Origin of the sequence: Nocardia sp. NPDC005978, assembly GCF_040614455.1 — a bacterium.
Taxonomy (GTDB): domain Bacteria; phylum Actinomycetota; class Actinomycetes; order Mycobacteriales; family Mycobacteriaceae; genus Nocardia.
The window spans coordinates 79,074-95,094 of sequence record NZ_JBEXUS010000015.1 but is presented as its reverse complement, the minus strand read 5'-3'; the positions used below and the strand labels follow the sequence as shown (position 1 = coordinate 95,094).

The following is a 16,021-nucleotide window of genomic DNA, read 5'->3' as shown; positions in this document are numbered from 1 at the left end:
GGCCCCCGGAACAGTCCGCCGCGGGCCGGTCGTCAGCCCGGGCGAGTGACCGCCGGAACCTGCGCTCACGCCAGCGCGGGAACCCGAATGCCCTGCCAGGCCAGGCGTTTTGCCCGCTCCGGATCGAACTCCACCCGCTGCGGCGAGTCGATGATCATGGTTGCCCGCTCGTCCTCGGTGTAGGCGGGCCAGGCCGCCAGCGGGGCTCCGGTGCGCGCGAAGGACAGCCAGTTCCGCTGGAACTGCTCGGACACCGAGTTGAACGCCCGCTGCCCGCCCGCCGCGGACAGCGCCCGCCCGAACGGCGTGGCCGTCGCACCGAAGACGGGGATCAGGTCCAGCGCGTGCGTCGCCCCGAAGCCCGCGAGTTGCAGTGCGCGCGGGGCGAAGTCGTAGCGATAGGCGTAGGTGGGCGCGTATCGGCTGTGCCCGGACATGACCTCCACCGACGGTCGCCAGAACGTGAAGTCGCCGCCGGCGCGCACGGCCACCCTCGGCTTGGGAAAGCCGGGGTAGGCCCCGAGCACCCGGGTCTCGGCGTCGCCGCCCACCTGCCGCAGCAGGCGGCGCATGCGCTCGGGCGTGGTGGGCAGGGTGTCGTCGAAGCGGGAGAACAGCGTGCCCTCGTCCCGGTTCGTGCCGATGATGAGCGGCACACCGTGCGCGCTCCCGCCGGCGAAGGCATCGATGATCGGCAGCGGCAGGTAGTCGCCGTCCACCTGCGGCGCGACCGGGAACAGCCCGGGCTGATCGCGCATGACCGCGCTGACGGCGTGATCCACCGCGCTGCGAATCCGGTTCGGGGTCGCGGTGAGCAGCGCCTGCGCGCCGTCGCCCGCCCCCGCGCCGAGCTGCTCGACGCAGCGGCGGGCGAAGAGCGCGGCGTCGGCCTGCGACGGCCCCCAGTCCGCGGGCGGACTCTGGGAGATGGCGCGGTGGAACAGTCCGGCCGCCGCCGGGGTGGCCATGAGCGCGAGCACCGCGTGCGCACCGGCCGATTCACCGAAGATCGTGACGTTGCCCGGATCGCCCCCGAAGGCCGCGATGTTGTCGCGCACCCACTCCAGCGCCGCCACCTGGTCGCGCAGGCCCAGGTTGTTGTCGAATCGGTGTGCGGGCGTGGAGTATTCGCTGAAGTCCACGTAGCCGAACGCACCGAGCCGGTAGTTGACCGACACCACGATCACGTCGCCGAGCAGCGCCAGCCGGCTGCCGGAGTAGAGCCGCAGCGCAGAGGTGCCCAGCAGGTAACCGCCGCCGTGGATGAACACCATCACCGGGCGCGCGGTGGCGGCGGGCTTGTTCGGGGCGGTGACGTTCAGCGTCAGGCAGTCCTCGCCGGTCGGCTGCTGCTGCCGCGGCCCGATCTGCGCACCGCGCCGATGCTGCATGGCCGCGAACCCGAAGTGGGTCGCGTCGCGCACCCCGGTCCAGGGCTGCACCGGCTGGGGCGCGCGGAACCGCAGCTCGCCGACGGGCGGCGCGGCGAAGGGAATGGACCGCCAGCGCGAAACCCGCCGGCCCCGCAGGCCCCGGACGGCGCCGTCGGCGGTCGTGATGTCTGTCGTTGCCACCATGTGCCTACCCACTCGCTCCGCCGGCACCGCGTCGTGCCGGTCGTGGCGGCGGCTCGGCCGCGCGTGCGCGCACGGCCGCCGCCGTCCATCGATGGTAGCCACGAGCTCCGCCGGGCCGGCAGAGCGGAACGGCCATCTACTGCAGGTAGCCCTCGACCTGCCGCACCGAGCTCGCCTGCGCCTCGTCGGGGTTGCGGCCCTGGTCGATGCGGGCGCGGCGCTGGCGCAGCAGATCCCAGCACTGGTCCAGCATGACCTCGAGTTCGGCGAGCTGACGGCGTTCGGTCTCCGGGTCGATCTCGCCCTGCCCGCTGGCGGCGCGCAGCTCGTGTTCCTTGTCGACGAGGCCCTTGATCCGCGCGAGGATGTCCTGTTCGCTCATGCTCTCGTACCCACTTCGGTAGTCGTAGGGTGGTCCGCCTGGCTTACCCGGACCACTGTACGACTTCGGCCAGCGCGGCCCCGGCCAGGCGGACCGCCACCGGCAGTTCCGCCCCGGACAGCGCCGCATAACCGAGCGCGATGCCGAAGGTGTGTCGCGGCCCGAGGTGATGGCGGCCCAGTCCGTCGAGGTAGACCCCCCGCGCCCGGGCCGCGTCCAGCGCCCGGTCCTCCTGGTCCTGGGAGTCGAGCAGCACCACGAGATGGGACCCGGCGTCGTCGCCGCGCGCCGCCAGCCCGAAGGCCCGCAGTTCCTCGATGACCAGGGACCGGCGCACCGGCATCTCCCGGCGCAGGCGGCGCAGGTGCCGGGCCAGATCGCCGTTGCGCGCCAGTTCGGCCACGACCTGCTGCCCGGCGGGCGCGGGGCTGGTCCCGGTGGCCTCGCGGTGCGCCAGCACGGCCTCGGCCACGGCGGGCGCGGCGACCAGCCAGCCGATACCCAGGGTCGGTGTCAGTATCTTGCTGGTGGTGCCCAGGTGCACGACCACGTCGGGGGCGAGCGTGGCCAGCAGCGGCAACGGCGTTGTGTCGTACCGGAGTTCGCCGTCGTAGTCGTCCTCGAGGACCAATGCGCCCCGCCTGCGGGCGAATTCGACGAGTTCGACGCGGCGCACGGCGGGCATCCGCGCGCCGAGCGGAAACTGGTGCGCGGGTGTGCAATACACCGCTCTGGTGTCGTCCGGCAGCAGATCGACCCGCAGCCCCCGCTCGTCCACCGGCACCGGAACCAGCCGCATGCCCGCGGCCCGCAGGGCTCCCACCGCCCGGACGTAGCCGGGATCCTCGATCGCGACCACATCGCCCGGGCGCAGGCACGCGGCGGCGATTTCCTGTACGGCGGAACTGGTTCCGGCGGTGGACAGCACCACCGAACCGCTGCCCGCGCCGAGTCCGCGATGACGGAGCAGATGTTCGGCGACGGCCGCCCGGTACTCGGGCTCGCCCGCTCGATCGCGCCGGATCAGCGGCGTGCGGTCCGAGGCCGCGCGCCAGGCCCGCCGCCACGCCGCCCGGTCCAGGGTCTCGATGCTGGGCGCGCCCGCGCCCAGATCCAGCAGTCCCGCCAGCGGATTCGCCCGTTCGCCCGCCGCGGAGCGCTCCCCCACCGGTTCGGGCGCGGCGGTCAGGTAGGTCCCGGACCCGTGCTGTCCGCCGATCCAGCCCTCGGCGTGCAACTGGTCGTAGGCGGCGGTGACCACGGTCCGGCTCACGCCCAGGCGCGCCGCCAGCTCGCGGGACGAGGGCAGCCGGTCCCCACTGCGCAGCGCGCCGGCCGCGGCCGCCCCGCGCAGCCCGTCGGCCACCTGCACCGCCAGCGGTGCGGCGTCCGCGCGATCGAGGGTGAACGGCAGATCGTCCACCACCGCCCGCCCGCGCCGGCCCCGCGCGATGCGCGCCGGCGGTTGTGCCCGCTCGCTCATGAAGTGGCCTCCGCGCAGTCAGGAATTCGGACCGCTACAGCCTGCCACTCCGCGCGTGCGGAGCCGCGCCGGACCGACCATCTTCCAGCCCGCCGACCCGCCCCGCTGGTCCGGTTCCTCCAAGCGGTCCGGCCGTTCGGGCGGTCCCCGTCGACCCGACTGTTCGGGCGGTCCGGTCGGGCGCACCGCTCGTGGGAGCCGCCACGCCCGAGCCGGGCTTGGTCCACTACTGGTAGCGCAGCAGATAGGTGTCCATGATCCAGCCCTTGGCCTCGCGCAGCGCGGCCCGGCGGCGCACGATCCGCTGTTCCACGATGCGCAGCGGGCCCTCGATGATCACCTCGTCGGGCATGCCGAGGTACGCGCCCCACCAGATGTAGATGTCCTCGCCCGGAATCTGGGTGAACGAGCAGTCCGCGTCCAGCATGACCAGCGTGGACTGCCCGGCGGGCAGCCCCTCTTCGCGCAGGCGGCGGCCGGTGGTCACGTGCATGGGCTCGCCTATCTCGTGCAGCACCATGCGATGCGCGGCGGCCAGGGCCTGCACGCTGGTGATGCCGGGGATGACCTCGAAGTCGAAGTGCACGACCTCGCGCTCGAGGACGCGTTCGACGATCCGCAGGGTGCTGTCGTAGAGCGAGGGATCACCCCAGACCAGGATGGCCCCGATGTCGTCCGCCTCGGCGAACGCGGCCTCCAGGCGCTCGGCGCGGGCCTCGTGCCAGTCGGTGACCGCGCCCCGGTAGGCGTCGTCGGCGTGCGCCCCGGGCACGCTGCGATCGCGCGGGGGATCCGGGATCTCCACCACCCGGTGCGGCTGCTCGGCGTACTCGGCCAGGATGCCGGCGCGCACGTCGACCAATTCCTGTTTCTCCGCGCCCTTGCCGATGACGAAGAACGTGGTGGCCCGGCGTATGGCCTTGACGGCCTGCACCGTCACCTGGTCTGGATTACCGGCGCCGATTCCGATCACATAGAGCTTCCGCACGGTGCGTAAGCTTGCCAGGCGTGAACAGCGCCTCTCGAGACCCCCGGAGCACGGCCGCAGGCGACACCCAATACGAGGATCTGCTGCGGCTCGTACTCGAGTCCGGTACGCCCAAGGCCGACCGGACCGGTACCGGCACCCGCAGTATCTTCGGGCACCAACTGCGCTATGACCTGTCGCAGGGCTTCCCGCTGATCACCACCAAAAAGGTGCATCTGAAATCGATTGTCTACGAACTGCTCTGGTTCCTGCGCGGTGATTCGAACGTGGCCTGGCTGCACGAGCACGGGGTCACCATCTGGGACGAGTGGGCCGACGCCAACGGCGATCTGGGCCCGGTCTACGGCGTGCAGTGGCGGTCCTGGCCGCGCCCGGACGGAACCCATATCGATCAGATCGCCCAGGTGTTGCAGACCCTGCGCACGGATCCGGATTCGCGGCGCATCATCGTCTCGGCCTGGAACGTGTCCGAGCTCGATCGCATGGCGCTGGCCCCGTGCCACGCCTTCTTCCAGTTCTATGTGGCCGACGGCAAGCTCTCCTGCCAGCTGTACCAGCGCAGCGCGGACCTGTTCCTGGGCGTGCCGTTCAATATCGCGAGCTACGCGCTGCTGACCCACATGGTGGCGCAGCAGTGCGAGCTCGAGGTCGGCGACTTCGTGTGGACCGGCGGCGACGTGCACATCTACGACAATCACGTGGATCAGGTGCGCGAACAGCTGACCCGCACGCCGTATCCGTTCCCGACTCTGGCGCTGCGGCCCGCGCCGTCGCTGTTCGACTACGCGTACGAGGACGTCGAAATCCTGGATTATCAGCATCATCCGGCGATCAAGGCGCCGGTGGCGGTGTGAGCACGGTGCGCACGCGGACCGTCGGGCTGATCTGGGCGCAGACCCCGGACGGGGTCATCGGCCTGGACAACGCCATTCCGTGGCGGCTGCCCGAGGACATGGCGCACTTCAAGGAGGTCACCTGGGGGCACCCGGTCGTGATGGGCCGGCGCACCTGGGATTCGCTGCCCGAGCGGTTCCGCCCCCTGGCGGGCCGCCGCAACATCGTCGTGACGCGGCAGGCCGACTGGTCGGCCGCGGGCGCGGAGCGGGCGGGCTCGGTGGAGCAGGCGCTCGAGCTGGCCGGAGACGACCCGGTGTGGGTCATGGGCGGCGGCGAGATCTACCGCGCGGCAATGCCTTTCGCGACAGAACTGGTGATCACCGAGGTCGACGCCGACATCGACGGCGACTGCTGGGCCCCCGCCATCGACCCGCACTGGCACGCCGAACAGGACGCGTGGCGCGAGTCCGCGGCGGGTCTGCGCTATCGCATCCGCCGTTATGGGCGGGCCCTCGTATAACGCGCGCATCCCGCGTGCACCAATTCCCGCAACGAACGCCCGAAACCGCCGATCGGCCGACACGTGTCCGGCATACTCACGGATACTCCGGCGAAAGGCAGTCCATGGACAAGAAATCGCTGACCGCGGTCGCCCGTCAGCAGCTCAAGCTGGCGGCGACGGCATCCAGCGGGCGCAGCTCGCAGACCATCTACGGCGGGCACGCGCACAGCCTGCGCCAGACCGTGATCGCCATGGCGGCGGGTCAGACCCTGGCCGAGCACGAGAACCCGGGCGAGGCCACGATGGTTGTGATCAGCGGCGTGCTGGCGCTGATCAGCGGCACCAACGAATGGAAGGGATCGGCCGGGGACCTGCTGGTCATCCCCGATGCGCGGCACAGTGTGAAGGCCGTGGAGGACGTGGCCTTCCTGCTGACCGTCGCGAAATAGCGGCCACGCCGCTACCGGTTGGTAGACGCACTCCGCCGGGCCTCTAGGCTGGAGTGCATGGGTGAGCCGCAGCCGATCCTCAACCCGCTGTCGCCCGCCGCCATATTTCTCGTCGTCACCATCGACGAGGGCGGCGAGGCGGTCGTGCGGGACCTGCTCGCAGATCTGCCCGGTCTGCGCCGATCCGTGGGATTCCGCATCCCCGGGGCCGACCTGGCGTGTATCACCAGTATCGGCCCGACGGCCTGGGATCGGCTCTTCTCCGGGCCCAAACCCGCTGAACTACACGAGTTTCCGGGCTACGTCGGCGCGAAGCACCGGGCCCCGGCCACGCCCGGCGACCTGCTGTTCCACATCAAGGCCGAAACCCAGTACGCCTGTTTCGAATTGGCGATGGCGCTGGGTGACCGCCTGGCCGGCGCGGGGACCATCGTCGATCAGACCGTGGGCTTCCGCTATTTCGAGCAGCGCGATCTGCTCGGCTTCGTGGACGGCACCGAGAATCCCGAGGGGCAGCTGGCGGTCTCGGCCGCGCTCATCGGCGACGAGGATCCCGAATTCGCCGGTGGCAGTTATGTGATCGTGCAGAAGTACCTGCACACCATGGGCGAGTGGAACGCGCTGAGCACCGATGAGCAGGAGAAGGTCATCGGCCGCCACAAGATGTCGGACTTCGAGCTCTCCGACGATGAGAAGCCCGCCGATTCCCATGTGGCGGTGAACGATCAGGACGACGTCGGCACCATTGTGCGCGCCAACATGCCGTTCGGCAGCGTCAAGGACGGCGAGTTCGGCACCTACTACATCGCCTACGCGGCCTCCCCGAGCGTGACCGAGGACATGTTGACCCGCATGTTCCTCGGGACCGAGGACGCGGCGTACGACCGCATTCTCGATTTCTCCGAGGCCGTGACCGGCACTAACTTCTTCACCCCGCCCGCGGGGTTCTTCGACGCCCTGCCGGACGCTCCCGGGTCCATGGAAGCGGGACAAATGGGTAGTACAACCGTTGAGGAGATCCGGGAATCCTCGGCAACCGATGGTGTTGTTCCTTCGGGTAACGGATCCCTGGGCATCGGCACGTTGAAAAGGAGCTAAGGCATGAACAACCTCCACCGCGAACTCGCTCCGATCACCTCCGCCGCCTGGGCGGCGATCGAAGAGGAGGCGAGCCGAACCTTCAAGCGGCACATCGCCGGTCGGCGCGTGGTCGATCTGTCGGGACCGCACGGCGACGACTACTCCGCGGTCACGGTCGGGCGCACCGCGCCGATCACGTCCCCCGGGGAGGGCATCCAGGCCAGGCAGCGCGTGGTGCTCCCGCTGGTCGAACTGCGGGTGCCGTTCGTGCTGAACCGCTCCGAGCTCGACAACGTCGAACGCGGCGCGAAGGACACCGACCTGGACGCGGTCAAGGAGGCGGCGAAGAAGATCGCCTTCGCCGAGGATCGCGCCATCTTCGAGGGCTTCCCGGCAGCGGGCATCACCGGGGTGCGGTCCTCGAGCGTGTGCGAACCGGTCAAGCTGCCGGTCGATGAGCGGCTGACCCCCGAGGCCGTCGCCCAGGCCCTGTCCAAGCTGCGGCTGGCCGGTGTGGACGGCCCGTACTCGGTGCTGCTGTCCGCCGATCTGTACACCGCGGTCAGTGAGACCTCGGACCACGGGCATCCGATCCGCACCCATATCGAACGCCTCATCGACGGCGACATCATCTGGGCCCCGGCCATCGACGGCGCGTTCGTGCTGTCCACCCGCGGCGGCGACTTCGATCTGCAGATCGGGCAGGACCTGTCCATCGGCTATCTCTCGCACGACGCCGACACGGTCCAGCTGTACTTCCAGGAGAGCCTGACGTTCCTGGTCTACACCGCGGAAGCCGCCGTGGCGCTGGAGTCCTGACACCGGACCGTCCCGCACCAAGCCGCCGACACGCCGGTCCGCACCCACTCTGGGTGCGGACCGATCCGCGACCGGCCGCGTGAACGAACTCCTGTCGATCGATACTCACCGCGATTCGCGGCCTCATCCGAGACCGCACCGGCTGTCCTGCCGCTGATACCGCGCTGAGTCCGGACGAGCGGGGGAAAATCATGGGGTGGAGCGGCGATCCCGTCTGGCTGGCCGATGTATTGCGGGCCGCGGGCTTACGAGTCCTCGAACACGACGGGTGGAAAGAACGCGGGCACGGCGACTTCCGTGACATCCGCGGTGTCCTGTGCCATCACACGGCCGGCGGCGGCGCCAATGATTGGCGCATCGTGCAGGACGGCCGTCCCGATCTACCCGGCCCGCTCGCCCAACTGGTGCTGGAGCGTGACGGTCTGTATCGGGTGATCGCGGCCGGCGTCTGCTGGCATGCCGGGCGCGGCCGCTGGCCGGGCTGGCCCACCGACAACGCCAATTGGCACACGATCGGCATCGAGGCCGTCTCCCGGGGCGACGGATCGGATTGGACGCCGGTGCAATTGGACGCCTACCGGCGGGGCTGCGCGGCGATCGTGCGCCGGCTCGGCGGGGGCGATGTGGTCGGGCACAAGGAGTACAGCAGCGAAGGCAAGATCGATCCCGCGGGCATCGACATGGATGCGTTCCGCCGGGATGTACGGAACATCATCGACGAAGGTGGCGGGGATATGTCCGACCGGCAGCTCAGCGAGATCCACAACCAGGTCGGCGTGCCGCACGCCGTGCGCACGGTGTTCCAGAAGGTGTTCTACAACATCAAGGACGGTCAGTTCTGGACTCGCGCGGGGCTGGCCGACATCTGGAACGAGACGGTCTGGGACGGGTATGTCAATCCCGTCGACCTGCTCGACGGCAAGGACGACCCGGATCAGAAGCCCGACTCGCCCAATCGCGCTCGGCGCGGTGCGCTGATCTCCTATGTCCTGGCCACCTATCGGGAGGCGACCCTGGCGCGCCGCAACACCGAGACGATTCTGGAGTTGCTGCGACAGCAGAAATAGCGGATCGGGCGCCGGGACCGCTGGAACGCCGCGGCCGCTGCCGGTACGGTGACGACCGGTCGATCGCGGAGTGCGAGCATGTCTAGGGTTGGGGCGCTATGACGATGGTGCGGGCGGGCGTGGTGCCCGGGCGGCGGGCCGCGGCCTACGGGGTCGCGGCGGTGGCGGTGACCGTCGCCGTCACGCTGATCGTGACGGGGGTCTTCGGCTGGAACCGGGTGTTCACCGGTCTGCTGCTCGGCGTCGCCGCGGGGCTCACGGTGCTGTTCCTACTCTTCGGCCGGGACGGGCTGGTGCTCAGTGATCAGGCGATCGTGCAGCGCACCCCGTGGGGCGCGCTGGGCATCGACTGGGACCGCGTGGTGGCGGGGCGGTTCGCACTCGACGAGAAGGGCCGCTGGTCCCTGGCCCTGGATCTCAACGGCGGCTCCGAGGAGCACGGCGAACTGGTGCTGCTCTCGATCCCGCCGGTGGTGCGCCCGGTCGCCAACGCCTACGACATGCGCAAGCGCGAGCAGGTCAACGAGATCCGGGAACTGCTGCGGAACAAGCGGATTCCGGTGACCCTGCTGCCCGAGATCGCGCAGGCGCTGCAGCAGCACTGGCGGATCGCCCCGCCGACCCGCTGACCCCCGCGGTCCGATGGCTAGGGTGGACGCCGTGATTCGCACAGCGGCACTGGCGTACATCCGGGACCGTCGGCTGTTGCAGGCCAGGTCCACGGGCAAAGAAGTCTTCTACATGGCGGGCGGCAAGATCGATCCGGGCGAGACGCCGGAGTCGGCCCTGCACCGCGAGGTCCGCGAGGAACTCGGGGTGCGGACCCTGGCGGTCCGCGAACTCGGGGTCTTCGAGGCCGAGGCGTACGGCCACGCGCCGGGCACCCGGCTGCACATGACGTGCTACCTCGGCGAGTTGAGCGCGGACCCGCGGGCTTCGGGCGAGATCGCCGAGCTGCGCTACTTCACGCTCGGCGAGTACGCCGCCATGCCGCACGTGGCTCCGGGGTCGCTGCTGGTCTTCGAGCGGCTGCGCGGGCTGGATCTCATCGATCCCTGAGTCTCACCGGGCTCGCGGGATCAGTCGGATTCGCCCGCCGTCGTGGTCTTTTCGAGGCCGGACGGGGTGCCGACCGTCTCGGCGGCGGTCGCCCGGTGCGGAATCTTGGTGGCCGCGGCCAGGCCGAGGGCCAGGAAGATGGCCGCGGCCAGCAGCGTGGTGCGGGTGGCGTCGGTGAAGCCCTGTTCCAGCGCGTCCAGCACCGCGGGTGCGCCGCCGTGTTCGCGCACGCCCTCGATGGCCCCGCCCGCGGACTCGCGGGTGGCGGTCGCGACGGTGTCGGCGGCCGCGGCGGGCAGCTCGGTCACGTCGTCGAGGCGGCGCGGCAGATCGTGGCCCAGCGCCACCGACAACAGCGCGCCGACGACCGCGACGCCGAAGGCCGAGCCGAGCTGGCGCACGGTGCTCTGGGTCGCCGAGCCCTGCCCCGAATACTCGGCGGGCACATCGCCGAGCACGGTCCCGGTGAGCTGCGCCGAGGCCATACCGAGCCCGAGCCCGTAGCCGACCAGGATGACCGCCAGCCACACCGGGGAGATGTGCGGCGTCACGCAGATCGCGGCCACCGCGATGGACACCGCCTCCAGGGCCAGGCCGATCTGCACCACCCGCACCGCGCCGACCTTGCGCACCAGGCCCTCGGCGACGCCGGCCGACAGGAACGCGCCGGCCGCCATCGCGGCGAGCACGTAACCCGCACCGAGCGTGGACAATCCGAGCACGTTCACCATGAACAGCGGCAGCACGAACAGCAGGCCGAATTCGCCGAGCGCGACCGCGAAGGCGGTGATGTTGCCCCAGCGGAAGCTCGGAATACGGAACAGATGCGGGTCCAGCAGCGCCGAGCGGCCGATGAGATTGCGGTGCAGCTCCCATTTGATGAACAGGAACAGCGCCAGCGCGCCGAGCGCGAGCAGGATCGGGACCGGGGAGATGGGCGCGGTGGCCGACCAGGTGAATCCGGCGAGCGGGAAGTCGCGCAGCGGCTTCCACCAGCCGTAGGTCTGCCCCTCGATGAGGGCGAACACGATGAGGGCGAACCCGGCCGCGCTCAGGAGGAAGCCGTCGATGTCGAGGCCGGGCGCACTGTGCTTCATCTTGGTTTCGGGCACGAAGAGCACGAGGCCGATGAGCACGAGCGCGCCGAGCGGGATGTTGACCAGGAAGATCCAGGGCCAGGTGTAGTTCGTGGTCAGCCAGCCGCCGACCAGCGGGCCGATGGCCGCGACCCCCGCGATGACCGAACCCCAGATGGCGAAGGCGATGACGCGGTCGCGCCCGCGGAAGAGCGCGTTCATGGTGGCGAGGGTGCCCGGCATGACCGCCGCGGCGCCGATGCCCTGCACGATGCGGCCCAGGATGAGCGGCCAGGCGGCGGTGGCCGAGGCGGCCAGCACGCTGCCCGCGAGGAAGATCAGCACGCCGACGGCGAAGACCGCGCGCCGCCCGAGCCGGTCGCCGAGCCTGCCCGCGGTGATGAGCAGGGCGGCCAGCACCACCGCGTAGATGCTCGTGATCCATTGCGCCTGAGTGAAACTCAGATTGAGGTCCGCGATGATGACCGGCAGCGAGACCGTGACGATGGTGCCGTCGAGCACCACCATGGACAGGCCGAGCGCCAATACCGCGAGCGTGATCCATTTCCTGCCGGAATTCCATTCCGGCTCGTCGAGGTCCGCGCGTCGTGCTTCCGTCATCTCTCGCTCCCGCCGCAGTGGGGCCCTTGCCCAAGGACTGATCCCAGTAGGTAGCTATCGATATGCCGTATGACTGTCGCTCAGTGTAGTTGGCGGCGGCCGGTCGGTAGTCCAAGGTCACGGCCGGGCAACGAGTTGCAGGCGATTCGGCTGTTCCGGACCATTTTTCGAATCGAACGAGTCGTTCGCCGCGGCGCGAGGAGGCTGCTCGGCCGCCGCCCGCCGCCGGTTTGCCATAGACCCGCACGATCGCGAAACGCCGCCCCGACCCGGGCGCGAACGCCGACCGCGGACGGTTCCGGGAGGGGGACAGCCGGTGTCCGAATCGGATACGTTGGAGCCCGTGTCGATGATGAAGGGTTCCAACGTTCCGGTGGCCGCGAACGCGGTGCGTGTCGAACTGGGTTGGGAGGGGGGTCCCGGCGTTCCGGACGCCGATGCGTCGGCACTCCTGCTGGCCGGGGGCCGGGTGCGCTCCGATGCCGATTTCGTGTTCTACAACCAGCCGGCGCACGCCTCGGGCGCGGTGCGTTACGAGGGCAAGCGCCAGGGACCGCAGACAGTCGACGCGCTCTCGGTCGATCTCTCGCGAGTCGAGCCGCAGATAGAGACCATCGTCATCGCCGCCTCGTCCGACGGCGGCACCTTCGCGCAGTTGCGCGGTCTGCACGTGCGCCTGGTCGACGCCGCCGGCGGCGCGGAGATCGCGCGGTTCGACTCCGCCGACGCCTCGTCCGAGACCGCCTTCGTACTGGGCGAGCTGTACCGCCGCCAGGGCGCGTGGAAGTTCCGCGCGGTCGGGCAGGGCTATTCCGCCGGATTGGCCGGGCTGGCAACCGATTTCGGCATCACCGTCGACGATCCGGGGCCGGCGCAGGCCCAGCCCGCGCCGTCGGTGCAGCCGAATCACGCAGCGCCGCAACAGGATTACCCGCAGCCGCCGGTTCCGCCGCGGCCGCAGCCCGCGCCCGTGAACCTGGGCAAGATCTCGCTGACCAAGGAAGCGCCGGCGATCTCGCTGACCAAATCCGGTGCGACCGGCGGCATCATGCGGGTCAACCTGAACTGGTCGGTGCCCGGGGCGAGCAGCGGACTGTTCGGGCGCAAGCGCGGCGGCAACGGCGGTCTGGATCTGGACCTGTGCTGCTTCTGGGAGCTGACCGACGGGACCAAGGGCTGCATCAGCCCGCTGGACACCATGGGCAATCTGCACCGCGCCCCGTTCATCGAGCTGGACCAGGACGACCGCAGCGGCGCGAGCGCGGGCGGCGAGAACCTGTCCATCAATCTCGATCACACCGCGCGGTTCCGCCGCATCCTGGTCTTCGCCTCGCTGTACGAGGGCGCGCAGGACTTCCGGGGCGTGCACGCCACCGCCACGCTGTACCCGCGCAACTCCCCGCCCATCGAGATGGAGGTCAGCGGCTGCGTCGACGACTCCCGCGAGATGGTGCTGGCGCTGATCGAGAACATCGACGGCGAACTGGTGGTGCGGCGCGAGGGCGTGTTCGTGCGCCCGCCGGACGGTCACCGTTTCTGGGGCAAGCTCGCGGTGGACCAGACCTACCGCTGGGAACTGAAGTGGGGCACGTCCAAGGGCAAGTCCTGAGGGACCTGCCCGGCTAGCCGAGCGATTCGGTTGCGGCGACCCGGATTTCGGCCAGGTCGCCGTTCCACCCCAGTAGCCGGAGCACGGCGTCGGGAATGAGCCGCTCGGCGTACTCGGGTGACTCCCCCTCGTCCGAGCGCATATTGATGACCGATTCGACCAGCCGGAAGGGCAGCAGTTCCGCGCCCGGGACGGCCGTGTCCCCGGCCGCGGCGATGACGGCGGCGGCGAGCGATTCGTAGTGCCGCCGGAGCTCGTCGCGGCGTTCCCGGAAGGCGGCGAAGCGTTCGCTGCGCAGTTCCGGCAGCAGGTACAGCGCGCCCAGATTCCAGCGGGCGCTGCACAGTTGGCGAACGTCGAACAGGGCCAGTGCGTAGAGCCGCACCGCCGGGTCCGTGGCCGCGGCGGCCAGGCGTTCGGCCAATTCCAGTGGCCCGGCGATGGTTTCGGCCAGCAGTGCGTCCAGGATGTCGTCCTTGGAGGCGAAGTGGTGGTACAGCGACGCCTGGCGGATGCCCACCGCGTCGGCGATGCCGCGGGTGGAGGTGCTGCCGTAGCCGTTGGCGGTGAAGAGTTCGGCGGCGGCGTCCAGGATTTCGGCGCGCGGCGTCTGTCCCGCCCGGCGGCGGGGTTCGAGCCTTGGACGTCCGGGTCCGACTTGGGTCACGTCCTCATTCTGTCCTACCGGGCGGGGCGGACGATGCGGCGCGTACCCGCCTCGCGGCCCGTCCGGGCCCGTCGTGAGTTTCCTGTCACTCGATAGAAATACCCGCAATACAGAAGTTACGCCGGGAGACGTGACAGATACATCCACGTCATCGGATGAGCGATCGCGGTAGGAAAACTTTCACTCGATAGATATTCACCGCTGCGAAAGATCCGCCGATGGTTGCCTCCGCCGAGTCCCGCACCCCCGACCACCCGTCGAGCACCGCCGCCGACGGCGCCGACCTCGCCAGCTTCGGCTACGAACCCGTCCTGCACCGCAAGCTGGGCCGCTTCGCGTCCTTCGCGGCCGGCTTCTCCTTCGTCTCCATCCTGACCACGATCTTCCAATTCTTCGGCCTCGGTTACTCCTTCGGCGGGGCCGCCTTCTTCTGGACCTGGCCGCTGGTGTTCCTGGGCCAGCTGCTGGTCGCCCTGAACTTCGCCGAACTGGCTGCGCGCTACCCGATCTCGGGCGCCATCTACCAGTGGGCCCGCCGCCTCGGCGGCGAGGCGGTGGGCTGGTTCGCCGGCTGGATGATGGTGATCGCGCAGATCGTCACCGCCGCCGCGGCCGCCATCGCGCTGCAGGTGGTGCTGCCCTCGATCTGGGACGGCTTCCAGCTCATCGGCACCGAGACGGCGCTGACCTCGGCGGACGGGGCGATGAACGCGGTGCTGCTGGGCAGCGTGCTGCTGGCGTTCACCACGACCATCAACGTCATCGGCATCGATCTCATGTCGAAGATCAATTCCATCGGCGTGACGATCGAGATCGTCGGCGTCGCCGCGGTGATCGCGCTGTTCTTCACCCACGCCGAACGCGGGCCCGCCGTGGTGCTGCAGACCGACACCGCCGCGCCCGGGCCGTACTGGGCCGCCTTCCTGGTCTCGGGCCTGATGGCCGCCTACGTCATGGTCGGATTCAATTCCGCCGGTGAGCTTTCCGAGGAGACCAAGAATCCGCGCCAGGTCGCGCCGCGCACCATTCTCAGCGCGCTGACCGCCTCCGCGCTGGGCGGCGGGCTGATCCTGCTCGGCGCGCTCATGGCCGCGCCCAGCCTGACCGACGGCGCGCTCGGGGCCGAGGGCCTGGGCTACGTCATCACCGCCAAGCTCGGAACCCCGGCGGGCAAGGTTGTGCTGGGCTGTGTCGCGGTGGCCGTCATCGTGTGCACCCTGGCGATCCAGACGGCAGGATCGCGGCTGCTGTTCTCCATGGCCCGCGACGGCAAGCTCCCCTTCGCGACCCAGCTGGCCGCGGTGCATCCGCGCTACGGCACCCCGGTGCTGCCCGCGGTGGTCATCGGCGTGCTCGGCATCGCGCTGCTGGTGGTCAATCTCGGGAACCCGGCCATCTTCGCGACCCTGGCGAGCGTCTGCATCGTCATGATCTACCTGGCGTACGCGCTGGTGACCGTGCCGCTGCTGATCCGCCGGATCAAGGGCACGCACGGCTTCGAGCGCACCGACGCCGACGGCACCCCGCTGTTCAGCCTGGGGCGCTGGGGAATTCCGGTGAACATCGCCGCGGTCGCCTGGGGTCTGGCCATGGCGGTCAACCTGGCCTGGCCGCGTCCGGAGATCTACACCCCGCAGGGCGGCGGCTGGTGGATGCTCTGGGCCGCACCGCTGTTCGTGCTGCTCTCGGTGGCCATCGGCACGGTGGTGTACCGCACCGTGACGACCCGACCCGCCGTCGCCGAAACCCGCACGCCCGCGGTGGAACCCGCCGTCGAGCCGGCCTGATCCCGGCCCCGGGCCGAC

At 70.1% G+C, this 16,021-nt stretch carries 16 protein-coding genes; 10 read left to right on the top strand and 6 right to left on the bottom strand.

Annotated features, from left to right (window positions below):
* Positions 1 to 65: 65 nt before the first annotated feature.
* The 4 genes from ABZ319_RS09790 to cobF all read right to left on the bottom strand — a co-directional run bounded on the left by ABZ319_RS09790 (position 66) and on the right by cobF (position 4,430).
* Positions 66 to 1,577: a carboxylesterase/lipase family protein gene (locus ABZ319_RS09790; RefSeq protein ID WP_354985946.1), complete on the bottom strand. Its 1,512-nt coding sequence runs from the start codon at positions 1,575 to 1,577 to the stop codon at positions 66 to 68.
* Between the two features lie 136 nt (positions 1,578 to 1,713).
* Entirely contained in the window at positions 1,714 to 1,959 is a 246-nt protein-coding gene (locus ABZ319_RS09785) for a DUF2630 family protein (protein ID WP_354985945.1), read from the bottom strand.
* Between the two features lie 43 nt (positions 1,960 to 2,002).
* Positions 2,003 to 3,442 (bottom strand): PLP-dependent aminotransferase family protein, encoded by a 1,440-nt coding sequence (locus tag ABZ319_RS09780; RefSeq protein ID WP_354985944.1) that lies wholly within the window; start codon positions 3,440 to 3,442, stop codon positions 2,003 to 2,005.
* A 226-nt stretch (positions 3,443 to 3,668) separates the two neighbouring features.
* Complete coding sequence (gene cobF, locus ABZ319_RS09775; protein WP_354985943.1) at positions 3,669 to 4,430, bottom strand: precorrin-6A synthase (deacetylating); 762 nt, start codon at positions 4,428 to 4,430, stop codon at positions 3,669 to 3,671.
* Positions 4,431 to 4,450: 20 nt separating this feature from the next.
* On the opposite strand from cobF, the gene ABZ319_RS09770 reads away from it, so the two are divergent.
* The 8 genes from ABZ319_RS09770 (at position 4,451) to ABZ319_RS09735 (ending at position 10,243) form a co-directional block, all read left to right on the top strand.
* A complete protein-coding gene (locus tag ABZ319_RS09770; protein ID WP_354985942.1) occupies positions 4,451 to 5,284 on the top strand; it encodes a thymidylate synthase in 834 nt (277 codons plus the stop codon).
* 5 nt (positions 5,285 to 5,289) lie between these two features.
* Positions 5,290 to 5,787, top strand: coding sequence for a dihydrofolate reductase (locus tag ABZ319_RS09765; protein WP_354985961.1), 498 nt, complete (start codon positions 5,290 to 5,292; stop codon positions 5,785 to 5,787).
* 104 nt (positions 5,788 to 5,891) lie between these two features.
* Complete coding sequence (locus ABZ319_RS09760; RefSeq protein WP_354985941.1) at positions 5,892 to 6,218, top strand: cupin domain-containing protein; 327 nt, start codon at positions 5,892 to 5,894, stop codon at positions 6,216 to 6,218.
* Between the two features lie 57 nt (positions 6,219 to 6,275).
* Complete coding sequence (locus tag ABZ319_RS09755; RefSeq protein WP_354985940.1) at positions 6,276 to 7,316, top strand: Dyp-type peroxidase; 1,041 nt, start codon at positions 6,276 to 6,278, stop codon at positions 7,314 to 7,316.
* Between the two features lie 3 nt (positions 7,317 to 7,319).
* Positions 7,320 to 8,117 carry a family 1 encapsulin nanocompartment shell protein gene (locus ABZ319_RS09750; protein ID WP_354985939.1) on the top strand — a complete coding sequence of 266 codons (798 nt, stop codon included), beginning with the start codon at positions 7,320 to 7,322 and terminating at the stop codon, positions 8,115 to 8,117.
* A gap of 191 nt (positions 8,118 to 8,308) precedes the next feature.
* The gene (locus ABZ319_RS09745) at positions 8,309 to 9,184 is read left to right on the top strand and encodes an N-acetylmuramoyl-L-alanine amidase (RefSeq protein WP_354985938.1); all 876 of its coding nucleotides are present in this window, start codon (positions 8,309 to 8,311) and stop codon (positions 9,182 to 9,184) included.
* Positions 9,185 to 9,282: 98 nt separating this feature from the next.
* A complete protein-coding gene (locus tag ABZ319_RS09740) occupies positions 9,283 to 9,813 on the top strand; it encodes a hypothetical protein (RefSeq protein WP_354985937.1) in 531 nt (176 codons plus the stop codon).
* A 13-nt stretch (positions 9,814 to 9,826) separates the two neighbouring features.
* Positions 9,827 to 10,243, top strand: a complete 417-nt coding sequence (locus ABZ319_RS09735; protein ID WP_354985936.1) for an NUDIX domain-containing protein — start codon at positions 9,827 to 9,829, stop codon at positions 10,241 to 10,243.
* A gap of 20 nt (positions 10,244 to 10,263) precedes the next feature.
* Here the strand turns inward: ABZ319_RS09735 and ABZ319_RS09730 are convergent, their stop codons facing one another.
* Complete coding sequence (locus tag ABZ319_RS09730; protein ID WP_354985935.1) at positions 10,264 to 11,940, bottom strand: MFS transporter; 1,677 nt, start codon at positions 11,938 to 11,940, stop codon at positions 10,264 to 10,266.
* A 349-nt stretch (positions 11,941 to 12,289) separates the two neighbouring features.
* On the opposite strand from ABZ319_RS09730, the gene ABZ319_RS09725 reads away from it, so the two are divergent.
* Entirely contained in the window at positions 12,290 to 13,549 is a 1,260-nt protein-coding gene (locus ABZ319_RS09725) for a TerD family protein (protein ID WP_354985960.1), read from the top strand.
* Between the two features lie 13 nt (positions 13,550 to 13,562).
* Here the strand turns inward: ABZ319_RS09725 and ABZ319_RS09720 are convergent, their stop codons facing one another.
* Positions 13,563 to 14,216, bottom strand: a complete 654-nt coding sequence (locus tag ABZ319_RS09720) for a TetR/AcrR family transcriptional regulator (RefSeq protein ID WP_354985934.1) — start codon at positions 14,214 to 14,216, stop codon at positions 13,563 to 13,565.
* Between the two features lie 218 nt (positions 14,217 to 14,434).
* Between ABZ319_RS09720 and ABZ319_RS09715 the strand changes: the two genes are divergently transcribed.
* Positions 14,435 to 16,003, top strand: a complete 1,569-nt coding sequence (locus ABZ319_RS09715; RefSeq protein ID WP_354985933.1) for an amino acid permease — start codon at positions 14,435 to 14,437, stop codon at positions 16,001 to 16,003.
* Positions 16,004 to 16,021 lie beyond the last annotated feature (18 nt).